Origin of the sequence: Sinorhizobium prairiense (genome assembly GCF_029201645.2) — a bacterium.
Taxonomy (GTDB): domain Bacteria; phylum Pseudomonadota; class Alphaproteobacteria; order Rhizobiales; family Rhizobiaceae; genus Sinorhizobium; species Sinorhizobium meliloti_A.
The window spans coordinates 3,450,096-3,474,270 of the sequence record NZ_CP104131.1 but is presented as its reverse complement, the minus strand read 5'-3'; the positions used below and the strand labels follow the sequence as shown (position 1 = coordinate 3,474,270).

The 24,175-nt window shown below is 62.9% G+C and carries 23 protein-coding genes; 17 read left to right on the top strand and 6 right to left on the bottom strand.

Annotated elements, in window-relative coordinates; translation table 11 throughout:
- Positions 1–97 precede the first annotated feature (97 nt).
- The 4 genes from N0Q91_RS19405 to N0Q91_RS19390 all read right to left on the bottom strand — a co-directional run bounded on the left by N0Q91_RS19405 (position 98) and on the right by N0Q91_RS19390 (position 4,092).
- Positions 98–1,654 (bottom strand): formate dehydrogenase beta subunit, encoded by a 1,557-nt coding sequence (locus tag N0Q91_RS19405; protein WP_275597234.1) that lies wholly within the window; start codon positions 1,652–1,654, stop codon positions 98–100.
- Entirely contained in the window at positions 1,651–2,130 is a 480-nt protein-coding gene (locus N0Q91_RS19400) for a formate dehydrogenase subunit gamma (protein ID WP_275597233.1), read from the bottom strand. The genes N0Q91_RS19405 and N0Q91_RS19400 overlap by 4 nt, the downstream gene beginning before the upstream one ends.
- A gap of 175 nt (positions 2,131–2,305) precedes the next feature.
- The gene (locus tag N0Q91_RS19395; RefSeq protein ID WP_010970351.1) at positions 2,306–3,202 is read right to left on the bottom strand and encodes a LysR family transcriptional regulator; all 897 of its coding nucleotides are present in this window, start codon (positions 3,200–3,202) and stop codon (positions 2,306–2,308) included.
- A gap of 119 nt (positions 3,203–3,321) precedes the next feature.
- Complete coding sequence (locus N0Q91_RS19390; protein WP_275597232.1) at positions 3,322–4,092, bottom strand: SDR family NAD(P)-dependent oxidoreductase; 771 nt, start codon at positions 4,090–4,092, stop codon at positions 3,322–3,324.
- A gap of 165 nt (positions 4,093–4,257) precedes the next feature.
- Between N0Q91_RS19390 and N0Q91_RS19385 the strand changes: the two genes are divergently transcribed.
- The 11 genes from N0Q91_RS19385 to N0Q91_RS19335 all read left to right on the top strand — a co-directional run bounded on the left by N0Q91_RS19385 (position 4,258) and on the right by N0Q91_RS19335 (position 17,239).
- Positions 4,258–5,022: a DeoR/GlpR family DNA-binding transcription regulator gene (locus N0Q91_RS19385; RefSeq protein WP_018097257.1), complete on the top strand. Its 765-nt coding sequence runs from the start codon at positions 4,258–4,260 to the stop codon at positions 5,020–5,022.
- Between the two features lie 128 nt (positions 5,023–5,150).
- A complete protein-coding gene (gene glpD / locus N0Q91_RS19380) occupies positions 5,151–6,662 on the top strand; it encodes a glycerol-3-phosphate dehydrogenase (protein WP_275597231.1) in 1,512 nt (503 codons plus the stop codon).
- A 38-nt stretch (positions 6,663–6,700) separates the two neighbouring features.
- Positions 6,701–7,771, top strand: coding sequence for an ABC transporter ATP-binding protein (locus N0Q91_RS19375; RefSeq protein ID WP_018097259.1), 1,071 nt, complete (start codon positions 6,701–6,703; stop codon positions 7,769–7,771).
- 24 nt (positions 7,772–7,795) lie between these two features.
- Positions 7,796–8,866 carry an ABC transporter ATP-binding protein gene (locus N0Q91_RS19370; RefSeq protein WP_275597230.1) on the top strand — a complete coding sequence of 357 codons (1,071 nt, stop codon included), beginning with the start codon at positions 7,796–7,798 and terminating at the stop codon, positions 8,864–8,866.
- A gap of 1 nt (position 8,867) precedes the next feature.
- Complete coding sequence (locus N0Q91_RS19365; protein ID WP_003530331.1) at positions 8,868–9,734, top strand: carbohydrate ABC transporter permease; 867 nt, start codon at positions 8,868–8,870, stop codon at positions 9,732–9,734.
- Positions 9,735–9,753: 19 nt separating this feature from the next.
- Positions 9,754–10,578, top strand: coding sequence for a carbohydrate ABC transporter permease (locus N0Q91_RS19360; RefSeq protein WP_010970356.1), 825 nt, complete (start codon positions 9,754–9,756; stop codon positions 10,576–10,578).
- Positions 10,578–10,997, top strand: coding sequence for a DUF2160 domain-containing protein (locus tag N0Q91_RS19355; protein WP_275597229.1), 420 nt, complete (start codon positions 10,578–10,580; stop codon positions 10,995–10,997). Before N0Q91_RS19360 ends, N0Q91_RS19355 begins: the two co-directional genes overlap by 1 nt.
- 81 nt (positions 10,998–11,078) lie before the next feature.
- Complete coding sequence (locus tag N0Q91_RS19350) at positions 11,079–12,803, top strand: ABC transporter substrate-binding protein (RefSeq protein WP_100674615.1); 1,725 nt, start codon at positions 11,079–11,081, stop codon at positions 12,801–12,803.
- Between the two features lie 258 nt (positions 12,804–13,061).
- A complete protein-coding gene (locus tag N0Q91_RS19345) occupies positions 13,062–14,534 on the top strand; it encodes a nucleobase:cation symporter-2 family protein (protein WP_018097263.1) in 1,473 nt (490 codons plus the stop codon).
- 189 nt (positions 14,535–14,723) lie between these two features.
- On the top strand, positions 14,724–16,208 hold the full coding sequence (locus N0Q91_RS19340; RefSeq protein WP_275597228.1) for a nucleobase:cation symporter-2 family protein: 1,485 nt from the start codon (positions 14,724–14,726) through the stop codon (positions 16,206–16,208).
- A 125-nt stretch (positions 16,209–16,333) separates the two neighbouring features.
- Positions 16,334–17,239 carry a DMT family transporter gene (locus N0Q91_RS19335; RefSeq protein WP_275597227.1) on the top strand — a complete coding sequence of 302 codons (906 nt, stop codon included), beginning with the start codon at positions 16,334–16,336 and terminating at the stop codon, positions 17,237–17,239.
- Between the two features lie 6 nt (positions 17,240–17,245).
- Here the strand turns inward: N0Q91_RS19335 and N0Q91_RS19330 are convergent, their stop codons facing one another.
- Positions 17,246–17,674, bottom strand: a complete 429-nt coding sequence (locus N0Q91_RS19330) for a Fur family transcriptional regulator (RefSeq protein ID WP_018097266.1) — start codon at positions 17,672–17,674, stop codon at positions 17,246–17,248.
- Positions 17,675–17,795: 121 nt separating this feature from the next.
- On the opposite strand from N0Q91_RS19330, the gene N0Q91_RS19325 reads away from it, so the two are divergent.
- The 5 genes from N0Q91_RS19325 to N0Q91_RS19305 all read left to right on the top strand — a co-directional run bounded on the left by N0Q91_RS19325 (position 17,796) and on the right by N0Q91_RS19305 (position 22,352).
- Positions 17,796–18,701, top strand: coding sequence for a metal ABC transporter substrate-binding protein (locus tag N0Q91_RS19325; protein WP_275597226.1), 906 nt, complete (start codon positions 17,796–17,798; stop codon positions 18,699–18,701).
- Entirely contained in the window at positions 18,698–19,633 is a 936-nt protein-coding gene (locus N0Q91_RS19320) for a manganese/iron ABC transporter ATP-binding protein (protein WP_275597225.1), read from the top strand. The genes N0Q91_RS19325 and N0Q91_RS19320 overlap by 4 nt, the downstream gene beginning before the upstream one ends.
- Positions 19,630–20,487: a metal ABC transporter permease gene (locus N0Q91_RS19315; RefSeq protein WP_275597224.1), complete on the top strand. Its 858-nt coding sequence runs from the start codon at positions 19,630–19,632 to the stop codon at positions 20,485–20,487. The genes N0Q91_RS19320 and N0Q91_RS19315 overlap by 4 nt, the downstream gene beginning before the upstream one ends.
- Entirely contained in the window at positions 20,484–21,338 is an 855-nt protein-coding gene (locus tag N0Q91_RS19310) for a metal ABC transporter permease (RefSeq protein ID WP_275597223.1), read from the top strand. Before N0Q91_RS19315 ends, N0Q91_RS19310 begins: the two co-directional genes overlap by 4 nt.
- A 129-nt stretch (positions 21,339–21,467) precedes the next feature.
- A complete protein-coding gene (locus N0Q91_RS19305; protein WP_275597222.1) occupies positions 21,468–22,352 on the top strand; it encodes a DUF6030 family protein in 885 nt (294 codons plus the stop codon).
- A gap of 14 nt (positions 22,353–22,366) precedes the next feature.
- On the opposite strand, the gene N0Q91_RS19300 is transcribed toward N0Q91_RS19305, so the two are convergent.
- Complete coding sequence (locus N0Q91_RS19300) at positions 22,367–22,798, bottom strand: Lrp/AsnC family transcriptional regulator (RefSeq protein WP_275597221.1); 432 nt, start codon at positions 22,796–22,798, stop codon at positions 22,367–22,369.
- A gap of 124 nt (positions 22,799–22,922) precedes the next feature.
- Between N0Q91_RS19300 and N0Q91_RS19295 the strand changes: the two genes are divergently transcribed.
- A complete protein-coding gene (locus N0Q91_RS19295; protein ID WP_275597220.1) occupies positions 22,923–24,026 on the top strand; it encodes a saccharopine dehydrogenase family protein in 1,104 nt (367 codons plus the stop codon).
- Positions 24,027–24,175: the final 149 nt, after the last annotated feature.

Here is a 24,175-nt window from a genome sequence, read left to right as displayed (position 1 = left end):
GGGGAGAAGGAGTATGCCGTGCCCTTCCGGTCCCCTCTCCCCGCCTGCGGGGAGAGGGTTAGGGTGAGGGGCAAAAATTCAAGTGCCAATGCAGCCTTCATTCCGCAGCCTCCACCACCGGCACCGGTGAAAAATCCTCCGGGAAGTGCGTCATGGCGCTCATCACCGGATAGGGCGTGAAGCCGCCAAGGGCGCAGAGGGAGCCGAACTTCATCGTGTTGCAGAGATCGGCGAGCAGTTCGCGGTTCTTCTCCGGCTCGATGCCGGCGGCGATCCTGTCGGCCACCTCGACGCCGCGCGTCGACCCGATGCGGCAAGGGGTGCACTTGCCGCAGCTTTCGACCGCACAGAACTCCATGGCGAAACGCGCCTGTTTCAACATGTCGGCCGTGTCGTCGAAGACGACGATGCCGGCATGACCGATGAGCCCGTCTCTGGCGGCAAATGCCTCGTAGTCGAAAGGCGTATCGAACAGCGCCCGCGGGAAATAGGCACCGAGCGGGCCGCCAACCTGGACGGCCTTCACCGGCCGGGCGCTCGCCGTGCCACCACCGATCTCGTCGACGATCTCGCCGAGCGTCAGGCCGAATGCGGTTTCGAAGAGGCCGCCATGCTTGACGTTGCCGGCGATCTGCAGCGGGATCGTTCCGCGCGACCGGCCCATGCCGAAATCGCGATAGTAACCGGCGCCCCTGTCGAGGATCACCGGCACGGAAGCGAGCGAGATGACGTTGTTGATGACGGTCGGGCGGTCGAAAAGGCCCTTGTGTGCCGGCAGCGGCGGCTTGGCGCGCACGAGCCCGCGCTTGCCTTCGAGGCTGTTCAGGAGCGAGGTCTCCTCGCCGCAGACATAGGCGCCGGCGCCGGTGCGCACTTCCATGTCGAAGGCGTGCGCCGAGCCGAGCACCGAAGCACCGAGCACACCGGCGGCACGGGCTATCTCGATCGCCGCGCTCATCACCGCGATCGCATGCGGATATTCCGAACGGGTATAGATGTAGCCCTTGGTCGCACCGGTCGCGATACCGGCGATCGCCATACCCTCGATCAGCACGAAGGGATCGCCTTCCATGATCATCCGGTCCGCAAAGGTCCCGCTGTCGCCCTCGTCGGCATTGCAGACGATGTATTTGCGCGGCCCTCGTGCTTCCAGGACGGTCTTCCATTTGATGCCGGTCGGGAAGCCGGCGCCGCCGCGGCCGCGAAGGCCGCTTTCCGTGACCTCGGCAACGATCGCCGCCGGTTGCATTGCGATTGCCCGCTCGAGACCGAGCAAGCCCCGATGGGCGCGATAGTCTTCGAGCGAGAGAGGATCGATGACGCCGCAACGGGCGAAGGTAAGCCGGGTCTGTCGCTTGAGAAACGGAATTTCCTCGGTCTTGCCGAGGCAGAGAGGATGCGCGCCACCCGAAATCAGCCCGGCATCGAGAAGAGAGGCGACGTCGCGCGCCTTCACCGGACCGTAGGCGACGCGCCCTGCGGCCGTTTCGACTTCGACCAGCGGCTCCAGCCAGTGCATGCCGCGCGAGCCGTTACGCACGATCGTGGCGTCGAGCCCGCGTGCGGAGATCTCGCCGGCCATCGCCTCCACCACCTTTTCGGCGCCAAGCGCAATGGCCGCCGCATCCCGGGGAATGTAGATCCTGACGGTCATCGGCGCGCCTCCGCAACCAGCGCTTCGAGCTCTGCTTCGTCGAGGCGCGCATGAACCTCGCCGTCGAGCATCGCCGACGGCGAGCAGGAACAGAGTCCGAGACAGTAGACCGGCTCCAGCGTCACGGCGCCGTCCGGCGTCGTCTCATGGAAATCGATCCCGAGAAGCGCCTTGGCGCGCTCCGCAAGCCGGTCGCCGCCCATCGACTGGCAGGCCTCGGCGCGACAGAGCTTCAACACATGGCGCCCGGCCGGGTGCTCGCGAAAATCGTGATAGAAGGTAACCACGCCATAGACTTCGGCGCGCGACAGATTGAGTTCCCGCGCGATCACCGGCAGGCTCTCCTCCGGCACATAGCCGAACTCGTCCTGGATTTCGTGCAGGATGGGAATAAGCGGGCCTTCGAGCCCCTTGAGCTCGCCGACGATCGCCAGCGTCCGTTCGGTCACGTCTGCGCGCGGCAGATGGATATTCACTGAAGGAGCCCTCCCGGCTCGCGGCCGCGCCGCCAGGATCTCCCGACCGTCGTCGTGCCGCTGTCTCAACCAGTTGGCAAAGATCGGAGATTCCACGCTCTTTGCCCATGAAACAAGCTTCGCGCTTATGCTTCCATGGGTCAATATGGCTGTTCCGTCGATCGATAGAAAATTTCTATTGAACCTGGTTGCGCTCACCGAGGATACGCGCCTCGTGCAACAGCGCGGAGACGAGCGGCGTGAACGGCTCACGATAGGTGGCGACCAGGCCGACGGTATGGCGGACGTCCGGATCGACGATCGGAATCATCCGTATATCCTCATGAAAACCGAACGATTTCGCGACGTTATAAGGCATGATGCTCGCCCACCGGCCGGTCCGGACGTGGGAAAAGAGCACGATCATCGAATTCGATTCGAGGGTCGGCTTCGGAACCGCGCCCGCCTCGGCAAAGTGCTGATTGATGATGCGCCGGTTCTGCATGTCGGCCGTCAATAGACAAAGCCGAATGTCGCTCACTTCCTTCCAGGTCACGCTTTCGCGATCCGAAAGCGCCGTACCGGCGGCCGTAACCAGATGATATTGTTCGATCTGCAGGGGCACGCTCGTCACCCGGCCGAGCGGCTCGTTCTCCAGATAGGTCAGACCGGCATCGATCTCGAGGTTTTCGAGAAGCGCGAGGATCTGCAGCGATGTGGTCGAAAGCACCGAGAAGGTGACGTCCGGATGCTTCTCCTGGAAGGGCGCGGTGATGAGCGGCACCATGGAGAGCGTCGTCGGCACCGCGGCGAGGCGCATATGCCCCGAAAGACCTTTTCGCGCTGCGCGCATCTCCTCGCGCATGGTACGGCTGTCACTGACGATCCGCCGTGCCCATTCCAGCACCCGCTGCCCTTCGGGCGTCAGTCCCTGGAAGCGTGATCCGCGATTGACCAGAATAACGCCGAGCTGTTCTTCGAGCTGCCGGATCGCTGCCGAAAGCGTCGGCTGCGTTACCCCGCACTCCTCCGCCGCCCGGCCGAAATGCCGTTCGCGGGCCAGTGCGAGAAAGAATTCCAGCTTGTCGATCATATCCGGATCACTCAGTTCACACGTTTTTGCGCCTCTCCTCGAGTTTGACCCGAGGACTGGCCTTCTCCCCGCCAAGCGGGGAGAAGGTGCCGGCAGCCGGATGAGGGGCGGACGCGCGCTTAAGCGATGAGCTGCCCGCCATTCACCTCCAGGACCTGGCCGGTGATATAGCCCGAAAGCGCATGTGCGGCGAGGAAGAGATAGGCCGGCGCGCAATCCTCCGCCGTCCCGAGCCGGCCGAGCGGGATGGTCTTGCGCGTCGCCTCCAGCTTCTCCGGCGTCGAATAGCGCTCGTGGAAATCCGTCGTGATCGTGCCGGGCGAGACGCAGTTGACACGGATGCCGTCCGGCGCAAGTTCACGCGCCAGCGCCTTCGAATAGGTTGCGACGAAAGCTTTGGTGGCAGAGTAGATCGAGGAGCCGGGACTGCCGCCCATGCGCGCCGAGATCGAAACCGTGTTGACGATCGCAGGATGTCTGCCCTTGCGCAGGAGCGGCAGCATCGTCCGGGTCATCTCGACGACCGAGGTCTGGTTGAGCTGCACGACCGTGCGGTATTGCTCATCGGTGAGATCGGACGCCGGAAAGCGGCCAACCATCGTGCCGGCATTGTTGACGAGGACATCGACGCTGTCGAAGCGGCTCCTCACCACATCGGCGAGGCTCTCGACGCCTCCGTCGGCAACGAAATCCGCCGCCGCGAGGAACACCCTGCCCTCGGCCGCTGCAAGGTCGAGAAATTCGGGGCGGTCGGCGGCGATCGTCCGCCCCATATGCACAACCACGCGCGCACCGCAATCGAGGAACAGCCGCACGACCTCGAGGCCGATGCCCCTTCCGCCGCCGGTAACCACCACGTTCATGCCCTGGAACAAGGCCGGATGATACATGCGCTTTCTTCCTCCCGATAACGTCAGACTGGCGTGCCCCCACCGATTACAGCGCAGATCGGGCGCGAGCCGCAACGAAAATCGAACGCGCTGGATATTTCTAATCTGAAATTGCGCCGCTTTCGTTTTTGCATATTATGAAAGAAAACGAAACGCGAGGGGCGGATGTATCTGACCGGACGACAGGCGGAGATTTTGGAACTGGCGAAAACGGAAGGCCGCGTGCTGGTCGAGGATCTCGCCCAGCGCTTTTCCGTTACGCCGCAGACGATCCGCAAGGACCTGAACGATCTCTGCGACGCCAGGGTTTTGAACCGCATTCACGGCGGCGCCATTTTTCCGAGCGGCAAGGAAAACGTCAGATACGAATCCCGCCGCCAGATCGCCGCGGCGGAAAAGCAGGCGATCGGCCGGGCCGCGGCCGCGCTCATCCCGGACAATTCTTCGCTCTTCATCAATATCGGCACCACGACGGAAGCGGTGGGAGAGGCGCTCCTCGACCACCGGGAACTGATGATCATCACCAATAACATCAACGTAGCCAACAGGTTGCGGGTCTTCCCCTCGATCGAGGTGGTGATCGCCGGCGGGGTCGTCCGCGGCTCCGACGGCGGCATCGTCGGAGAGGCCGCCGTCGACTTCATCAAGCAGTTCAAGGTGGATTTCGCGGTGATCGGCGCCTCGGCGATCGACCCTGACGGGGCCCTGCTCGATTTCGATTATCGCGAAGTGAAAGTTGCGCAGGCGATCATCGCCAATGCGCGCCATGTCATCCTCGTTTCGGATTCGACGAAATTCGAACGCACCGCGCCGGTGCGCATCGGCCATATCTCGCAGGTACAGACATTCATCACCGACCGCTGCATCGTTGAAAACGTTCGGAAAATCTGTGCCGACCAGGATGTGAGGCTGGTCGAGACCGAGGTGTGATCCGTTCTCCGATTCCCGAGCGCGAAGCCCGAACATTCGTTTGACATTCGAAATATTTTCGCTTTAACTGTTTTCACTTTCGCGATTGCACAAAATTTGTGTCGCGGAGCGTGGAGGGGAAAACAAGAGTGTCAGAGCAGACGATATTCGACGTCTTCGTCATAGGCGGCGGCATCAACGGATGCGGCATCGCGCGTGATGCGGCTGGCCGCGGATATTCCGTCGCGCTTGCGGAGATGAGCGATTTCGCCTCCGGAACATCCTCAGGCTCGACCAAGCTCATCCATGGCGGCTTGCGCTATCTCGAACATTATGAATTCCGCCTGGTGCGCGAAGCCCTGATGGAGCGCGAAGTCCTCTGGGCGATGGCGCCGCACGTTATCTGGCCGATGCGCTTCGTGCTGCCCTTCCACAAGGGTGGTCCGCGGCCGGCCTGGCTGATCCGCCTCGGCCTCTTTCTTTACGATCACATAGGCGGCCGCAAGCTTCTGCCGGCGACGAGGACGCTCGACATGACGCGCGATCCCGCAGGCGCACCGCTGAAGCGCCTCTTCACCAAAGCATTCGAATATTCGGACGGCTGGGTCGACGATGCTCGCCTCGTGGTGCTGAACGCGCGCGACGCCGCCGACCGCGGCGCCAGGATCATGGCGCGCACCCGCGTCGTCTCGGCGCGCCGTGAGAGCGGCCGTTGGGCGATCGAAATCGAGAATACGGCGACAGGCGCGCGCGAGACGATACGCGCCCGCATGCTCGTCAATGCCGCGGGCCCCTGGGTCGACCGGGTTCTCTCCGAGACGGTCGGCAACAACGACGTCCGCAATGTCCGCCTGGTCCAGGGCAGCCATATCGTCGTTAAGAAGAAGTTTGACGATCCGCGCGCCTATTTCTTCCAGAACCCGGACGGGCGGATCATGTTCGCCATTCCTTACCAGGACGAGTTCACGCTGATCGGAACCACCGATCGCGATTTCACCGGCAATCCGGCTGACGTGCGCATCAGCGATGCAGAGATCGATTATCTCTGCAAAGCGGCGAGCGAATATTTCAGCGACCCGGTGGGCAGAGAGGATATCGTGTGGACCTATTCCGCCGTGCGCCCCCTTTTCGATGACGGCGCGAGCAAGGCGCAGGAGGCGACCCGCGACTATGTGCTGCGCGTCGAGAACGGCGATGCACCCCTGCTCAACGTCTTCGGCGGCAAGCTCACCACCTACAGGCGGCTTGCGGAATCGGCGCTCGAGAAGATCGGCGAGACCATCGGGGAAAAGGGCAGGAAGTGGACGGCCGGCTCGCAGCTCCCAGGGGGCGATTTTCCGACCGGCGGCTATAACGACGAGGTCGCGAAGCTCAAGACGCGCTATCCTTTCCTGGCCGCCTCCCACGCCCGCCGGCTGGTACGGCTCTACGGCACGCGGGCGGCGCAGCTTCTCGGCAATGCCGCGAGCGAGGCCGACCTCGGAAAGCACTTCGGGGCGGATCTCTATGCGGCGGAAGTGGATTGGCTGATCGGCCAGGAATGGGCATTGCGCGCGGACGACGTGCTTTGGCGCCGCACGAAACTGGGACTGAAGTTTTCGCGGGCGCAAACCGCGGAACTGGAGGAATATATGCGGGGCGCGGTCAACGCGGCCGCCTGAGGTACCACGGCCGAACTGCCGTTGGGGTGGAGAATTCAATGCTTGAAATGAAGAAGATATCCAAGGTCGTGGGTGGAGAGACGCACATCCACCCGACCGACCTTGTGCTGGAGAGGGGGTCGCTCAATGTGCTGCTCGGCCCGACGCTCTCCGGCAAGACGTCGCTGATGCGGCTGATGGCCGGTCTCGACAAGCCCGCCTCCGGTTCGATCCATCTCGACGGTGCCGACGTGACCGGCGTTCCCGTGCAGAAACGCTCGGTCGCCATGGTCTATCAGCAGTTCATCAACTATCCGGCGATGACGGTCTACGAGAACATCGCCTCGCCGATGCGGATCAAGCGCGCCGACAGCGCCGCCGTCGACCGCGAAGTGCGTAAGGCGGCGGAACTCCTGAAGCTCACGCCCTATCTCGACCGCACGCCTCTCAACCTGTCCGGCGGTCAGCAGCAACGCACCGCGCTCGCCCGCGCCATCGTCAAGAATGCCGATCTGGTGCTGCTCGACGAACCGCTTGCCAATCTCGACTACAAGCTGCGGGAGGAATTGCGCGAGGAACTGCCGAAGATCTTCGCCGCATCCGGCGCGATCTTCGTCTACGCCACGACAGAGCCGTCGGAAGCGCTTCTGCTCGGCGGCAACACCGCCACGCTGAGCGAGGGAAGGATCACCCAGTTCGGCCGCACCATCGACGTCTATCGCCGCCCGGTCGACATCGTCACGGCCCGCACATTCGCCGATCCGCCGCTGAACACCATCGGCCTCGTGAAGGCGGGAACGCATTTTGCGCTCGAAGGCAAACCGGTGCTTCCCGTTCCCGCACATCTTCGTTCCCTTGGGGATGGCCCTTGCACGGTGGCCTTTCAGCCGCACCATCTTTCTTTCGGCCAGCCGAACGGCAGCGACGAACCGCTGACGGTCAAGACGGCGATCTCGGAAATCACCGGGTCCGAAAGCTTCATTCACGTCGCCTTCGCGGGCGCACGCTGGGTCATGCTCGCACCCGGCATTCACGAGATCGAACCGGACGCAACGCTCAATGTCTTCGTCGACACACGCCACCTCATGGCCTTCGGGCCGGACGGCAGGGCGGTCGGTGGGACGGCCTGAGGAAAGGGCGTCGGGGAGGAAACCATGGCACGCATCAATCTCGAACATATCCGCCACGCCTACGGCGCCAGGCCCAAATCGGAAGCGGACTACGCGCTGAAGGAAGTGCATCACGAGTGGAACGACGGTGGCGCCTACGCTCTGCTCGGGCCCTCCGGCTGCGGCAAGACGACGCTGCTCAACATCATTTCGGGGCTGATCAACCCTTCCGAAGGGCGCATTCTCTTCGACGGAACCGACGTCACGCATCTGACGACGCAGCAGCGCAACATCGCCCAGGTGTTCCAGTTCCCGGTCATCTACGACACGATGACCGTCTACGACAATCTCGCCTTTCCGCTGCGCAACCGGCATGTGCCCGAAACGGAGGTCGACCGCCGCGTCAAGGAAATCCTCGAGATGACCGGACTCGGCAGCTGGGCCAGGAAGACTGCGCGCGGGCTGACCGCCGACCAGAAGCAGAAGATCTCGCTCGGCCGCGGCCTCGTGCGCTCGGACGTCAGCGCCATCCTCTTCGACGAGCCGCTGACCGTCATCGATCCGGAAATGAAATGGGTCCTGCGCTCGCAGATCAAGCGGCTGCACAAGCAGTTCGGCTTCACCATGGTCTATGTGACGCACGACCAGACCGAGGCGCTCACCTTCGCCGACAAGGTCGTCGTCATGTATGACGGCCAGATCGTCCAGATCGGCACGCCGGCCGAGCTCTTCGAGCGGCCGCGTCACACCTTCGTCGGCTACTTCATCGGCTCGCCGGGCATGAACGTCCTGCCGGCCGAGATCGCCGGCAACACGGCCGCCGTCGGCGACCAGAGGATCGCGCTCGATTTCCAGCCGCAGATCAAGCCGGGCGCCAGAACCGAACTCGGCATCCGTCCGGAATTCATTTCCCTCGGCCGCGAAGGCATGCCGGTCGCCGTCACGAAGGTCGAGGATATCGGCCGCCACAAGGTCGTACGCGCCCGCTTCGCCGACCGGCCGATCTCGATCATCGTCGACGAGGACGGCGATATCCCCGCCGAGCCGCGCGTGACCTTCGATCCGAAGGCAATCAACATCTACGCCGATTCCTGGCGCGTCGGCGGGGAGGCCTGACATGGAAAAGACCTGGAACAACAAGGCCTGGTTCATGGTCCTACCGGTACTGGTGCTCGTCGCCTTCTCGGCGGTGATCCCGCTGATGACCGTCGTCAACTATTCGGTACAGGACACCTTCGGCAATAACGAGTTCTTCTGGGCCGGCACCGACTGGTTCCTGGACGTGCTCGAATCCGACCGTTTCTGGGATGCGCTCACCCGCAATCTGATCTTCTCGGCGATCATTCTCGCGATCGAGATCCCGCTCGGCATCGTCATCGCGCTCAACATGCCGAAGAGAGGCATCGGCGTGCCGATCTGCCTCGTTCTGATGGCGCTGCCGCTGCTCATTCCGTGGAACGTCGTCGGCACCATCTGGCAGGTCTTCGGCCGGGTCGACATCGGCCTGCTCGGGCGCACGCTCGCCTCGCTCGGCATCAACTATAATTACGTTCAGAATCCGCTCGACGCCTGGGTCACTCTGATCGTCATGGATGTCTGGCACTGGACGAGCCTCGTCGTGCTGCTCTGCTATGCCGGCCTCGTCTCGATCCCGGACGCCTACTACCAGGCTGCCAAGATCGACGGCGCCTCGCGCTGGTCGGTCTTCCGCTACATCCAGCTTCCGAAGATGAAGCGCGTGCTCCTGATCGCCTTCCTGCTGCGCTTCATGGACAGCTTCATGATCTATACCGAACCTTTCGTCGTGACCGGCGGCGGCCCGGGCAATTCAACGACCTTCCTGTCGATCGATCTCGTCAAGACGGCAATCGGCCAGTTCGACCTCGGCCCGGCCGCAGCCCTCTCGATCATCTACTTCCTCATCATCCTGCTCCTGTCGTGGATCTTCTACACGGTGATGACCACGAGCGACGCGCAAGGCTGAGAAGGAGGGAGGAGACATCATGATGACCAACAAGCAACCACTTTCGCAGCGCCTCTCCTGGCTGGTGCCGACGATCTACATCGTCTTCCTGCTCCTGCCGATCTACTGGCTCGTCAATATGAGCTTCAAGGAGACGAGCGAGATCCTCAGCACCTTCTCGCTGTGGCCGCAGAATCCGACGCTTCGGAACTATGCGGTGATCTTTACCGATCCCTCCTGGTACAACGGCTACATCAACTCGATCACCTATGTCGTCCTGAACACGCTGATCTCGGTGACGGTGGCGCTGCCGGCAGCCTACGCCTTTTCGCGCTACCGCTTCCTCGGCGACAAGCACCTGTTCTTCTGGCTGCTCACCAACCGGATGGCGCCGCCGGCGGTTTTCGCGCTGCCCTTCTTCCAGCTCTATTCCGCCTTCGGTCTCATCGACACGCACATCGCGGTGGCGATCGCGCATTGCCTGTTCAACGTGCCGCTCGCCGTGTGGATCCTGGAAGGCTTCATGTCCGGCGTGCCGAAGGAGATCGACGAGACCGCCTATATCGACGGCTACTCCTTCCCGCGTTTCTTCGTGAAGATCTTCGTGCCCCTGATCGCGTCCGGCATCGGCGTGGCCGCCTTCTTCTGCTTCATGTTCTCGTGGGTCGAGCTGCTGATCGCCCGCACCCTGACGACGACCGACGCCAAGCCGATCGCCGCGACGATGACGCGCACGGTCTCCGCCTCCGGTCTGGACTGGGGCGTGCTCGCCGCCGCCGGCGTGCTGACGATCATCCCCGGCGCGCTCGTCATCTATTTCGTTCGCAACTACATCGCCAAGGGCTTTGCCCTGGGGAGGGTCTGATGGCAACCATCGCCACTCGCAAGAACCGCTGGCCCGTCGCGCTTGCCGCCGTGCTCGTCGTCTATCTCATCGCGGCCGGCCTGCTTTTTTCCGTTCTGCCGGCCAAGGACGGCAAGACCGACTGGTTCGCCCCGCTGATCCCCGGCGGCTGGATGGCCTGGTCTTTCCCTACCGCCATGTTCTTTCTGACGATCTTCGCGCTCCTGTCGCTGATGGCCGTCTGGGAATATGCCCGGCCGGGCGGAAACCCGCGCGTCGGCATCCTGCGCTTCGAGACGACCCGCGGCGACCGGCTCTTCGTGTCGCTGCTCGGAAGCGCATTCATTCACCTCGCCTGGCTGGGGCTGGTCGGCGCAAATCTCTGGTGGGCGGTCGCCCTGTCGGTGATCTATGCGGTCGGCGTCTTCCGCTACGTCTGAGGAACCAAAAGAAGGGCGCTCACCGCGGGCGCCCTTTGAAACTGCAAGTGAACGCAATCGCAAAACCCAAGGGAGGATTTAATGCGAAGGCACCTTTTGACAACGACGGCGGCTATGCTGCTGGCATTTACCGGCTCGGCATTTGCCGGGATGGACGAGGCAAAGCAGTTCCTGGACAAGGAAGTCGGCGACATGTCCTCGCTCGACCGCGCCGCCCAGGAAGCGGAAATGCAATGGTTCGTCGATGCGGCAAAGCCTTTTGCCGGCATGGAGATCAAGGTCGTTTCCGAAACGATCACCACGCATGAATACGAATCGAAGGTGCTCGCACCGGCCTTTACCGCGATCACCGGCATCAAGATCACCCATGACCTGATCGGCGAAGGCGACGTGGTCGAAAAACTGCAGACGCAGATGCAGTCGGGCGAGAACGTCTATGACGCCTATATCAACGACTCTGACCTGATCGGCACGCACTGGCGCTACCAGCAGGCCCGCAGCCTGACCGACTTCATGGCGAACGAGGGCAAGGATGTCACCAACCCCAACCTCGACATAGACGACTTCATCGGCAAATCCTTCACGACCGCGCCGGACGGCAAGCTCTACCAGCTTCCCGATCAGCAGTTCGCAAACCTCTATTGGTTCCGCTACGACTGGTTCAACGACGAGAAGAACAAGGCGGACTTCAAGGCCAAGTACGGCTACGAACTCGGCGTTCCGGTCAACTGGTCGGCCTATGAGGACATCGCCGAGTTCTTCACCGGGCGCGAGATCGACGGCAAGAAGGTCTATGGCCACATGGACTACGGCAAGAAGGACCCGTCGCTGGGCTGGCGCTTTACGGATGCCTGGCTGTCGATGGCCGGCAACGGCGACAAGGGCATCCCGAACGGCAAGCCGGTCGACGAGTGGGGCATCAAGGTCGACGAGAACTCGCGGCCCGTCGGATCCTGCGTCGCGCGCGGCGGCGACACCAACGGTCCGGCCTCGGTCTACGCCATCCAGAAATATCTCGACTGGATGAAGGCCTATGCGCCGGCTGCTGCCCAGGGCATGACCTTCTCGGAATCCGGTCCGGTACCATCGCAGGGCGAGATCGCCCAGCAGATGTTCACCTATACGGCCTTCACCGCCGATTTCGTGAAGGAAGGCCTGCCGGTCGTGAACGAGGACGGCACACCGAAGTGGCGTTTTGCCCCGAGCCCGCACGGCGTCTACTGGAAGGACGGCATGAAGCTCGGCTACCAGGACGCCGGGTCCTGGACGCTGCTGAAGTCGACGCCGGACGATCGCGCCAAGGCCGCCTGGCTCTATGCGCAGTTCGTGACGTCGAAGACGGTGGACGTTAAGAAGAGCCATGTCGGCCTGACCTTCATCCGCCAGTCGACGCTCGACCACCAGTCCTTCACCGACCGCGCCCCGAAGCTCGGCGGCCTGATCGAGTTCTACCGTTCACCGGCCCGCCTGCAGTGGTCGCCGACCGGAACGAACGTGCCCGACTATCCGAAGCTGGCACAGCTCTGGTGGCAGGCGATCGGCGACGCTTCCTCCGGCGCGAAAACCGCCCAGGAAGCCATGGACTCGCTCTGCGCCGAGCAGGAAAAGGTGCTGCAGCGCCTGGAACGTGCCGGCGTCCAGGGCGACATCGGTCCGAAGCTCGCCGAAGAGCACGATCTGGAATACTGGAACGCCGAAGCCGTCAAGGCCGGCAACCTCGCACCGCAGCTCAAGATCGAGAACGAGAAGGAAAAGCCGACCACCGTCAACTACGACGAGCTGGTCAAGAGCTGGCAGACGAACTGATCGACAGACGCTGCCCGATCCGTCGGCGGCGTTCGTAAAAGGAGATGCGGCACCGGGGCTGGAAACGGCCCCGGTTTTTTCGTTTCGAATCGAGGGGGCCACCCCACGCTCGCCGCTGCGATCACCGCAGCATTACCGCCCGCCAGGCGAAAACTGTTTCCCCTATTTCGGTAAGGCAGCGCCTCATCGTCGCTGACATTATTCGCCACCTTCTTCGTAAGAAGTGGATGACATGCAAAGGTATTGGAGGAGATTACCTTGGCAAACAGTGCAGAGGAAACCCTATCACCAACGCGTCCGGAGGATGAGAAGCTCGGAATCGGCGCCAATCTGGCCTATGGCCTGCAACACGTGCTGACGATGTATGGAGGCATCGTCGCCGTGCCCCTGATACTGGGCCAGGCCGCAGGCCTCGGCCCCGGCGACATCGGCCTGCTCATCACGGCATCCTTATTTGCCGGCGGCCTCGCCACCATATTGCAAACCATCGGCCTGCCCTTCTTCGGAAGCCAGTTGCCGCTGGTCCAGGGCGTTTCCTTTTCCGGCGTGGCGACGATGATCGCCATTTCCGGCAATGGGGGGCTTCAGTCGGTGCTCGGCGCCGTCATTGCCGCCTCGCTGATCGGCCTGCTGATAACGCCTGTATTTTCGCGGATCACCCGCTTCTTTCCGCCGCTCGTCACCGGAATCGTGATCACCACCATAGGACTGACGCTGATGCCGGTGGCCGCGCGCTGGGCCATGGGCGGGAACAGCAGTGCCCCGGATTTCGGCAGTCCCGCCAATATCCAGCTTGCAGCGGTCACGCTCGTCATCGTGCTCCTGCTCAGCAAGCTCGGAAGCGCCGCGATCTCGCGGCTCTCGATCCTGCTCGCCCTGATCATCGGTACGGTGATAGCCTATTTCGCCGGCATGGCTGATTTCTCGCAGGTAACCGAAGGGCCTTTCTTCGCGCTTCCGCTGGTTTTCCACTTCGGCTATCCGACCTTCGAAGTCGCGGCGATCGCCTCGATGTTCATCGTCATCATGGTGACGCTGGTCGAGACTTCGGCGGACATTCTGGCGGTCGGCGAGATCATCGAAACGAAGGTGGATTCGCGCCGGCTCGGCGACGGACTCAGGGCCGACATGCTGTCGAGCCTGCTCGCCCCGATCTTCGGCTCCTTCACCCAGAGCGCCTTTGCCCAGAATGTCGGGCTGGTTGCGGTCACCGGGGTCAAGAGCCGCTATGTCGTTGCAACCGGCGGCCTGTTTCTCGTCACGCTCGGTCTTCTGCCGGTCATGGGCCGCATCGTCGCGGCGGTTCCGAGTTCGGTGCTCGGCGGCGCCGGCATCGTGCTCTTCGGCACGGTCGCTGCGAGCGGCATCCGCACCCTGTCGAAGGTGGACTACGCCAACAACATGAACCTCGTCATCGTCGCGACCTCGATCGGCTTCGGCATGATCCCGATCGCCTCGCCGACCTTCTACGAGCATTTCCCGGCCTGGGTCGAGACGATCTTCCATTCCGGCATCAGCTCCGCCGCGCTGATGGCGATCGGCCTCAACCTGATCTTCAACCATATGACCGCCGGGAACTCGGACCAGCAATCGGTGTTCGTCGCCGGGACGGAGCGGACGCTCCGCTATCAGGACATCGCGCGACTGCACGACGGCGACTATTTCCTCAACGGCAAGCTCTACGACGCCAACGGCACGGAAGTGCGCGTGCTTGCCGCGGAAGCGCATTGACGGCCGGCAAGCCGTTCCCCTGAACGCGATCCGGGCGCATGTCCGGATCGCGTGCGATGCGCCCGATTACCCTCGAAAATCCGAAAGTGTTTTCACTTCCTGCACCCTTGCGGCATGCTCCTGCGGCGCGAAAAATTCCCTCCCCGTTGGAGGACGGGAACGGACGGTGGCGGCGATGGAGGAGGAACCATGAACGACGCATCCAGCATACATCCCGTGGACGAGCGCCTGCCGATCGGCAGGCTTGCGACCCTCGGGATACAGCATGTTCTTGTCATGTATGGCGGCGCCGTCGCAGTGCCCCTGATCGTCGGCCGGGCGCTGCAGCTGAGCCCGGAGGACGTCGCCTTCCTGATCTCGGCGGACCTGTTCGTCTGCGGCATCGTCACCATCATTCAGTCGCTCGGGCTGACCAGGGGTATAGGCATCCGCCTTCCCGTGATGATGGGCGTCACCTTTGCCGCCGTCGGCCCGATGGTCTCCATGGCCGCCATGACGCCCGGCATCGACGGAGCAAGGACGATCTTCGGCGCGATCATCGGCGCCGGCCTCGTCGCGCTTCTCATCGCGCCCATCATGGGACGCCTGCTGAAGTTCTTCCCGCCCGTCGTCACAGGCACCATCATTCTCGTCATCGGGGTGACCCTGATGCGCGTCGGCGTCAACTGGATATTCGGCAACCCCTTCGGTCCGACGGCGCCGAAACTCGTCGATCCGGCTCACGCGCAATGGCTGGCCGATTTGAAGCAGCTCGCCGCAACCGGCGGTCCGGCCGTGCCGGACGGGCTGGTCCTAGGTGCCACGGTTCCGAACCCGATCTATGCTGAACCGGGCCATGTGGCGCTTGCCGCCTTCGTGCTGGTCTCCATTCTCGTAGTGGCCCGTTTCGGCAAGGGGCTCATCAGCAACATCGCGGTTCTGATCGGCATCGTGATCGGATGCGTCGCGGCAGCCATGCTCGGCATGATGCATTTCGATCGCGTGGCGAGCGCCGGCTGGTTCGCCGTCGTGACCCCATTGCGCTTCGGCATGCCGATCTTCGATCCGGTGCTGATCGCCACCATGTCGCTTGTCATGATCGTCGTGATGATCGAATCGACCGGCATGTTCCTGGCACTCGGCGAGATGACGAACCGCGAGGTCAAGCAACAGCAATTGACCGCCGGACTTCGGGTGGACGGTCTCGGCACCATCATCGGCGGTCTCTTCAATACATTTCCCTATACGAGCTTTTCGCAGAATGTCGGCCTCGTCGGCGTCACCGGCGTCAAGAGCCGCTACGTCTGCGTGATGGGCGGCGTCATCATGATCCTGCTGGGCGTTATCCCGAAGATGGGCGCGCTGGTCGAGGCGGTTCCGACCTTCGTTCTCGGCGGAGCGGGGCTCGTGATGTTCGGCATGGTGGCGGCAACCGGCGTCAGGATACTCTCGACGGTCGACTTCAAGTCCTCGCGGAACAACCTGTTCGTGGTCGCCGTCTCCGTCGGCTTCGGCCTCATTCCGATGATCGCACCCAACTTCCTGATGTGGATGCCGCATGCGATCCATCCCATCATCGAGTCCGGCATAGTGCTCGCCGCGGCCTCGGCCGTCGTGCTCAATGCCTTCTTCAACGGCCTCAGCATCGAGCGTTCCGCATGCGTCGAGGCCGCGCGGCTGGCAGACGGCCATTGAACCGCGATACCCCGCGGGCGAAGGCCCGCGGGGTATGCGCCATACTTCGATCGGCACCGAAGCATCGCAGGGGCTCCGGACGCTAGGAATGGTCCGATGAACAACGATTCACAAGGACCGCATTCATGGACAGGCCACGTCTCACTCTCGAACTGCTTCTGCTTGTCGCCCTGGCAACGCTCTGGGGCGCCTCCTACACCTTCATCAAGATCGGCGTCGAAACCATTCCCCCGGTGACGCTGATCGCCGCGCGGACGCTGCTTGCCGGCATGGTTCTTCTGGCGCTGATCGCATGGCGCGGCCTGACATTGCCGCGAGACGGGGCGATGTGGCGGCGGTTCCTGTTCCAGGCCTGCCTCAACAGCGTCGTCCCATTCACCTTGATCGCCTGGTCGGAGCGTACGATCGATGCCGGCGTCGCGGCCATCCTCAACTCCACGACGCCGATCTTCGCCTTTCTCCTGACGGCGCTGATCACCCGGCACGAGCCCGTTACCGCCCGCAAGTTCCTGGGCGTCCTTGCGGGCCTCGCCGGAATCGCGCTGATCATCGGTCTCGAGGCCTTCCGCGGCATCGGCAATCAGCTCATCCCGCAGCTTGCGGTCGTTCTTGCGACGGTTTGCTATGCCGGCGCGGCGATATTCGGGAAGGGCTTCAGGGGTCTCGATCCGATGATGCCCGCTTGCGGGTCGCTTCTCGCGGGTGCGGCCCTGCTCATCCCGGCAAGCCTCGTCGTCGATCGGCCCTGGACGCTCGATCCCTCGCCGGAATCGCTGATCGCGCTCCTCTGCCTGTCCGTCTTCTCGACCGCGCTCGCCTTCGTCATCTATTTCCGTCTGATCCACACGCTCGGTTCCGTCGGCGCGACGGCACAGGCCTATGTACGCGTTCCGATCGGCGTTGCGATCGGAGTGGTATTTCTCGGGGAAACGCTTTCGACCACCGCATGGCTCGGCCTCGGCTGCGTCATCGCCGGCGTCGCCGCCATGACCATGCCGACGCGCCCCAAGATTGCCGCTGTCGGAGGGTAATTCCGCTCAGTCCTTGCGCTTCCGGCAATAGAGCTCCAGCCGGTGGCGCACCAGGTCGTAGCCGAGTTCGGCAGCGATCTCCGCCTGCAACTGCTCGATCTTGTCGGAGCGAAACTCGATCACCGCACCCGTTTCGATATCGATCAGGTGATCGTGGTGGGGCGCATCCGCCGTCTCGAAGCGGGCAGTCGCATTCTCGAAGGCATGCCGCTGCACCACCCCTTGCTGCTCCAGCGCGGAAAGCGTCCGGTATACCGTCGAGAGCGACACCGTCGCGTCGATTTCCTTCGCGCGCCGGTGAAGTTCGCTGGCATCCGGGTGGTCCGCGGCCTCGGCCAGGATCTTGAGGATCGCGGCGCGCTGGCGCGTCACACGGACGCCGCCTTCCCGCAGGATTCCTTCCAGTTCCTCGATCCGATTCTTGCTCTGGCTCATCCCGCGACACTAGCCAAGGGGACGCCTTTTGGAAATAGCTAGTTGCAAATGCTTCTCATTTGCATTGACTTATGCAGACCATTCGCCTACCCATATTAGGGTTCGCAAAGAGGAGAGCCGGATGATCCATCCAACGAGGCGCATGATCGTGGCGGCCGCAGCGGCGATGGCTGCTCTATCGCTTCTGCCGGCGGCCGCCCGGGCGGCGGAAAAGCTCAAGGCCGTCACCACCTTCACGGTCATCGCCGATATGGCGCAGAACGTCGCGGGCGACGCCGCGGTGGTCGAATCGATTACCAAGCCGGGCGCCGAGATCCACAATTACCAGCCGACGCCCCGCGATATCCTCAAGGCGCATGATGCCGACCTCATTCTCTGGAACGGGCTGAACCTCGAGCTCTGGTTCGAAAGGTTCTTCCAGAACTTCGACGGCGTTCCGGGCGTCGTCGTCTCCGAGGGCGTCGAGCCGATGGGCATCGCCGAGGGCCCCTATACCGGCAAACCCAACCCGCATGCCTGGATGTCGCCATCGGCCGCACTGATCTATGTCGACAATATTCGCGACGCCTTCGTGCAACACGATCCCCCCAATGCCGAGGTCTACAAAGCCAATGCCGAGGCCTACAAGAAGAAGATCCAGGCGGCGGTCGCACCCATCCGCGCCGAGCTCGAAAGGATCCCGGCGGAAAGGCGATGGCTCGTTTCAAGCGAGGGCGCCTTCAGCTATCTCGCCCGCGATTTCGGCATGAAGGAGCTTTATCTTTGGCCGATCAATGCCGACCAGCAAGGCACGCCGCAGCAGGTGCGCAAGGTGATCGACGTCGTTCGGGCTAATCGGATACCCGTCGTCTTCTCCGAAAGCACCATTTCGCCCGACCCCGCTGAGCAGGTCGCGCGGGAGACGGGTGCAAAATACGGAGGCGTGCTCTATGTCGACTCCTTGAGCGAGACCGACGGTCCCGTTCCGACCTATATCGATCTGCTGCGCGTTACATCGGAAACGATCGCGAAAGGCTTGTCGCAATGAACCTTCAGGAAAAGGCCCCCGCCTATCCGGGAGCTGCTCCGCAAGACGAGGATGGCGGCATTCGCGTCAGCGGTGCTACGGTGACCTACCGCAACGGCCACCGGGCGCTGCGCGACGCCTCCTTCGAAATCCCGACGGGCACCATCGCGGCCCTCGTCGGCGTAAACGGCAGCGGCAAGTCGACGCTGTTCAAAGCGATCATGGGCTTCGTCCGGCTGGCCAAGGGCGACATCTCGATCCTGGGCCTCACCGTGTCGCAGGCATTGAAACAGAACCTCGTCGCCTATGTCCCGCAGGCCGAAGAGGTCGACTGGAATTTTCCCGTCCTCGTCGAAGACGTGGTGATGATGGGCCGTTACGGCCATATGAACATGCTGCGCATCCCCAAAAAGGCCGATCACGAGGCGGTCGAGACGGCGCTGGCACGGGTCGGCATGAGCGAGTTCCGCAAGCGCCAGATCGGCGAGCTTTCCGGAGGCCAGAAGAAGCGGGTCTTCCTGGCCCGGGCACTTGCCCAGAACGGCCGCGTCATCCTGCTCGACGAGCCTTTCACGGGGGTCGACGTGAAGACGGAGGACGCTATCATCCGCCTGCTCGTCGCGCTTCGCGAAGAGGGTCGCGTGATGCTCGTCTCCACCCATAATCTCGGAAGCGTGCCGGAATTCTGCGACCGCACCATCCTTCTGAAAAATACGGTGCTCGCCTACGGTCCGACGGAAACCACTTTCACCCGCGAAAACCTGGAGCTCGCCTTCGGGGGCGTCCTGCGTCACTTCGTGCTCGGCGGAGAGAACCTCCATGACGATGCCGATCCACGCCAGCTCTCGGTCATCAGCGACGACGAGCGTCCGCTCGTCATGTATGGCGCCCGCGACCGCATGGTTGCGCAGCCGGCCAAACCGGAATCGGATTCCGAGGCGGACTCCGAATGATCGCCACGCTCGTCGAGCCCTTCGCCTATAGCTACATGGTGAATGCCATGTGGGTAAGCGCACTCGTGGGCGCGGTCTGCGCGTTCCTTTCGGCCTATCTCATGCTGAAGGGCTGGTCGCTGATCGGCGATGCGCTCTCTCACTCGATTGTGCCGGGCGTCGCCGGGGCCTACATGCTCGGGCTTCCCTTCTCGCTAGGCGCCTTCTTTTCCGGTGCGCTTGCCGCCGGGGCCATGCTGTTCCTCAACCAGCGCACGCGGCTGAAGGAGGACACGATCATCGGCCTGATCTTCATCTCCTTCTTCGGTCTCGGCCTGTTCATGGTCTCTCTGTCGCCAACCTCGGTGAACATCCAGACGATCGTGCTCGGCAATATCCTCGCCATCACGCCGGCCGACACCTTGCAGCTCGCCATCATCGGCATCGTCTCGCTGCTGATCCTGTCCGCGAAGTGGAAGGACCTGATGGTGACTTTCTTCGACGAAAGCCACGCCCGCTCGATCGGCATCAACACCACCTTCCTGAAGGTGCTCTTCTTCACGCTCCTTTCGGCCTCGACCGTGGCGGCGCTGCAGACGGTCGGCGCCTTCCTCGTCATCGCCATGGTCGTCACCCCCGGCGCAACCGCCTATCTCCTGACGGATCGTTTCCCGCGGCTGATCGTGATCAGCGTCGCGATCGGGGCCCTGACGAGCTTCGTCGGCGCCTATGCGAGCTACTTCCTCGACGGCGCAACCGGGGGCATCATCATCGTCCTGCAAACTGCGATCTTTCTGTTTGCCTTCGTATTTGCCCCGAAACACGGGCTGCTCGCTGCACGCCGCCGCGCATCCGAGGCTCTGGAGACCGCATGATGCCTTCGCTCGACATGCTCCTTGCCGTTTTCGAGTTCGAGTTCATGCGCAATGCGCTCCTGATCTCGGTCCTGGTCGCGATTCCGACGGCGATGCTCTCCTGCTTCCTGGTCCTCAAGGGCTGGTCGCTGATGGGCGACGCGATCTCGCATGCGGTCTTCCCCGGCGTCGTCGTCTCCTACATTGTCGGCCTGCCGCTCGCCGTCGGCGCCTTTACGGCCGGCATGTGCTGCGCACTCTTGACCGGCTATCTGAAGGAAAACAGCCGCATCAAGCAGGACACGGTGATGGGCGTCGTCTTTTCCGGCATGTTCGGCCTTGGCCTTGTGCTCTACACCAAGATCCAGAGCGACGTGCATCTCGATCACATCCTCTTCGGCGACATGCTCGGCATCGGCTGGGGCGACATTCTGGAGACGGGCCTCATCGCGCTTCTCGCCGCCGGCATTCTCGGCCTGAAGTGGCGCGACCTGCTGCTCCACGCCTTCGATCCGGCTCAGGCACGCGCGATCGGTCTGAGGGTCAGTTGGCTGCACTACGGACTGCTGGCGATCCTGTCGCTGACGATCGTCGGCGCCCTCAAGGCGGTCGGGCTGATCCTGGCCATCGCCATGCTCATTGCCCCCGGCGCGATCGCCTATCTCGTCACGCGGACGTTCGGCCACATGCTGGCGGTCGCGGTGATCGTCGCCGTCGCCGCCTCCTTCTGCGGCGTCTATCTCTCCTTCTTCATCGACAGCGCACCGGCACCCACCATCGTCCTTCTGATGACGGCGATATTCCTGCTCGCCTTCGCCTATTCCACCTGGAAGGTGGCACGCGCCGAAGCGCAGCGGACAAGCGTGGAATAGAAGGAAGGAAGACCTCTCTTTCACCTCTTGGACGCCGGCGCCATGATCCCTTATGGTGCGCCACGACTGAAGGTTTGGAGCGGTCCGGTGGAATGCCGTGATCTTCCCGTGGCGGAGCGACGGCGCAAGATGGAGAGGAAACAGCAAAGCCGTTCCGGCATCGCTTTCTTCCTCGTCGCCGTGGGGCTCGTCTTTACGGCGATCGCCGCGACCGTGCTCCTGGCCAACGAACAGCGCCACCTGAAGCAGCTGCTCGCAGGACTGGGTTTCTCGATGACGCCGCCGCAAGCGGAGCGGCTGCCGGAGACTGCCCGCGGTCCACGTAAAAAGCCCGAACCGCCAAAGGCACTCCTGCCCGCCCACATCTTCGCGGATCTTGCAACGCCGGAACAGCAATTCATCCGTCAGATCCGCAGCGACCCGCGGGCGCTTTGCGAGGGACTGAGGGAAGCCGGCTTCCGCGACCTCGAATGGAAATCCGCCGAGAGCGGCCGCTGGGAGTGCTCGTCGCTCGTTCCCTTTGCCCGCCCGGGCCAGGAGCCGAGCTCGTCCATCTTTATCCTGGTCAAGGGCCGTGGCGAGGAGGAGATCACCTCCTTTCGCGTAAAACTCAACATCGAGCACAGCGGGGACACACCGGTCGTCACCAGCGCTGCTGCCAAGGCGGCATCCGTCTTCTTGAGGGAGGTTCGTTGGGCGGGGAGCGCAAGCGTCACTCTCCAGATCCAGGGTCTCCAGGAATTCGACCTCAAGCGCTTCGGCAGTCGTATCCAGTTCAAGCGGGAGATGGGGGACACGCCCCGCTACAACTTTCTTGCCAATCAGGCCGCACGCGCGCGGCCGAAGAGCATCGCCGAGCTCTATTTCGACCGCGAAAAATGGCTGGTCCCGGGCGACGGCGCGAGCGTTTCCTATATCAGGGGCCCGAGCGCCTGGACGCGGCCGGTCCAATCGACAGAACCGCAAAGTGCAGCGGGGCAGCCTGCCGGGCGGGGCGCAACGCCCGAGCATTGATGCGAACCTGCGTATCAGCGATCGATGCGCGTCGAGAGAATGATGGAGGACAGGGTCTTTTCGACACCCTCGATTTCGCCGATCCGGTCGATCAACAGGTCAAGCTCGCTGATCGACGCTGCAGCGACGACCGCGATCAGATCGAAGCTGCCGCTGACGGAATGCAGCATGCGGATTTCGCGAATGGCGGCGAGCTCGGGCGTGACCCGACCGAGCGCCCGCGGTGCAATCGTGATCAGAACATGCGCTCGCACGAGGCCTTTCTCGTAGCTTTCGGAGAGGCGCACGCCATAGCCTGCGATCACCCCCTCGCGCTCCAGCCGCTCGATGCGCGCCTGCACCGTGGTGCGCGACAAGCCGAGTCGGCGGGCGATCGTCGCCGTCGGCATGCGGGCGTTCTCGCTCAGTATGGCGAGGAGTTCGCGATCCTTGTCCGTCACATGCATATCGTCGACCTTAATCGGCAAAATGCCGAATACAGACCGACGATTTAGCCATATCGACGCTTCAAATCAATATACGGGCGCGGGACAATGGTGGTGAAAGAGGCTCATACCCCGGGGATACAAAATGAAAGACATCGTCATCATCGGTGCCGGCAAGATCGGCTCCACCATCGCGCGCATGCTGGCACATAGCGGCGACTACCGCGTCTGCGTCGCCGATCGCAGCGCCGAGCAGTTGCAGCAGGTCGAGAAGCACGATGCCGTCTCGACCGCAGTCGTCGACATCGCCGACAGAAAGGCGCTCGTCGCCCTGCTCTCCGGAAAATTCGCCGTGCTCAGCGCCGCGCCGTTCCATCTGACGGTCGCGATCGCCGAAGCCGCAGCCGAGGCGAAAATCCACTATCTCGACCTGACGGAAGACGTCGAATCCACCCGCCAGGTCAAGGCGATCGCAGCTGAGGCCGACACCGCCTTCATTCCGCAATGCGGCCTTGCACCGGGCTTCATTTCGATCGTCGCCAACGATCTCAGCCGGCATTTCGATACGCTCGAAAGCGTGCGCATGCGCGTCGGCGCCCTGCCGCAATACCCGTCGAACGCTTTGAACTATAATCTCACCTGGAGCACCGACGGGGTCATCAACGAATATATCGAGCCCTGCGAGGCGATCGTGGAAGGTTCGCTGATCGAAGTTCCCGCGATGGAAGAGCGCGAGGAGTTCTCGCTCGACGGCGTCACCTACGAGGCCTTCAACACCTCCGGCGGCCTCGGCACGCTTTGCGAGACGCTGAAGGGCAAGGTCCGCACGCTCAATTACAAGACGATCCGTTATCCCGGTCATGCCGCGATCTTCAAGGCGCTCCTGAACGACCTCGGCCTGCGTCATCGCCGCGAGGTACTGAAGGACATCCTCGAAAACGCCCTGCCGACCACCACCCAGGACGTGGTCGTGATCTTCGTTACCGTTTCGGGATTCCGCGAAGGTCGCCTGGTGCAGGAGACCTACGCCAACAAGGTCTATAGCGGCGTCGTTGCAGGACGCATGCAGAGCGGCATCCAGATCACCACCGCCGGCAGCATCTGCGCCGTTCTCGACATGCTCGCCCAAGGCAAGATCCCCACCAAGGGCTTCGTCCGCCAGGAAGACATCGCGCTCGACGCCTTCCTCGCCAACCGCTTCGGCCACTACTACGCCCAGAAGCACGAGACGGAACGCGCCGCGAGCTGAGGCCGAGGCCGAGGCTAGTCTAGGTCGAATAGCGAAATGCCCGGACCTCTCGTCCGGGCATTTTCGTTTCTGCTTGCAGCCCCCTTCATCCGCCTGCCGGCACCTTCTCCCCGCAAGCGGGGCGAAGAAACACGCGGCGGCGTCCTGTT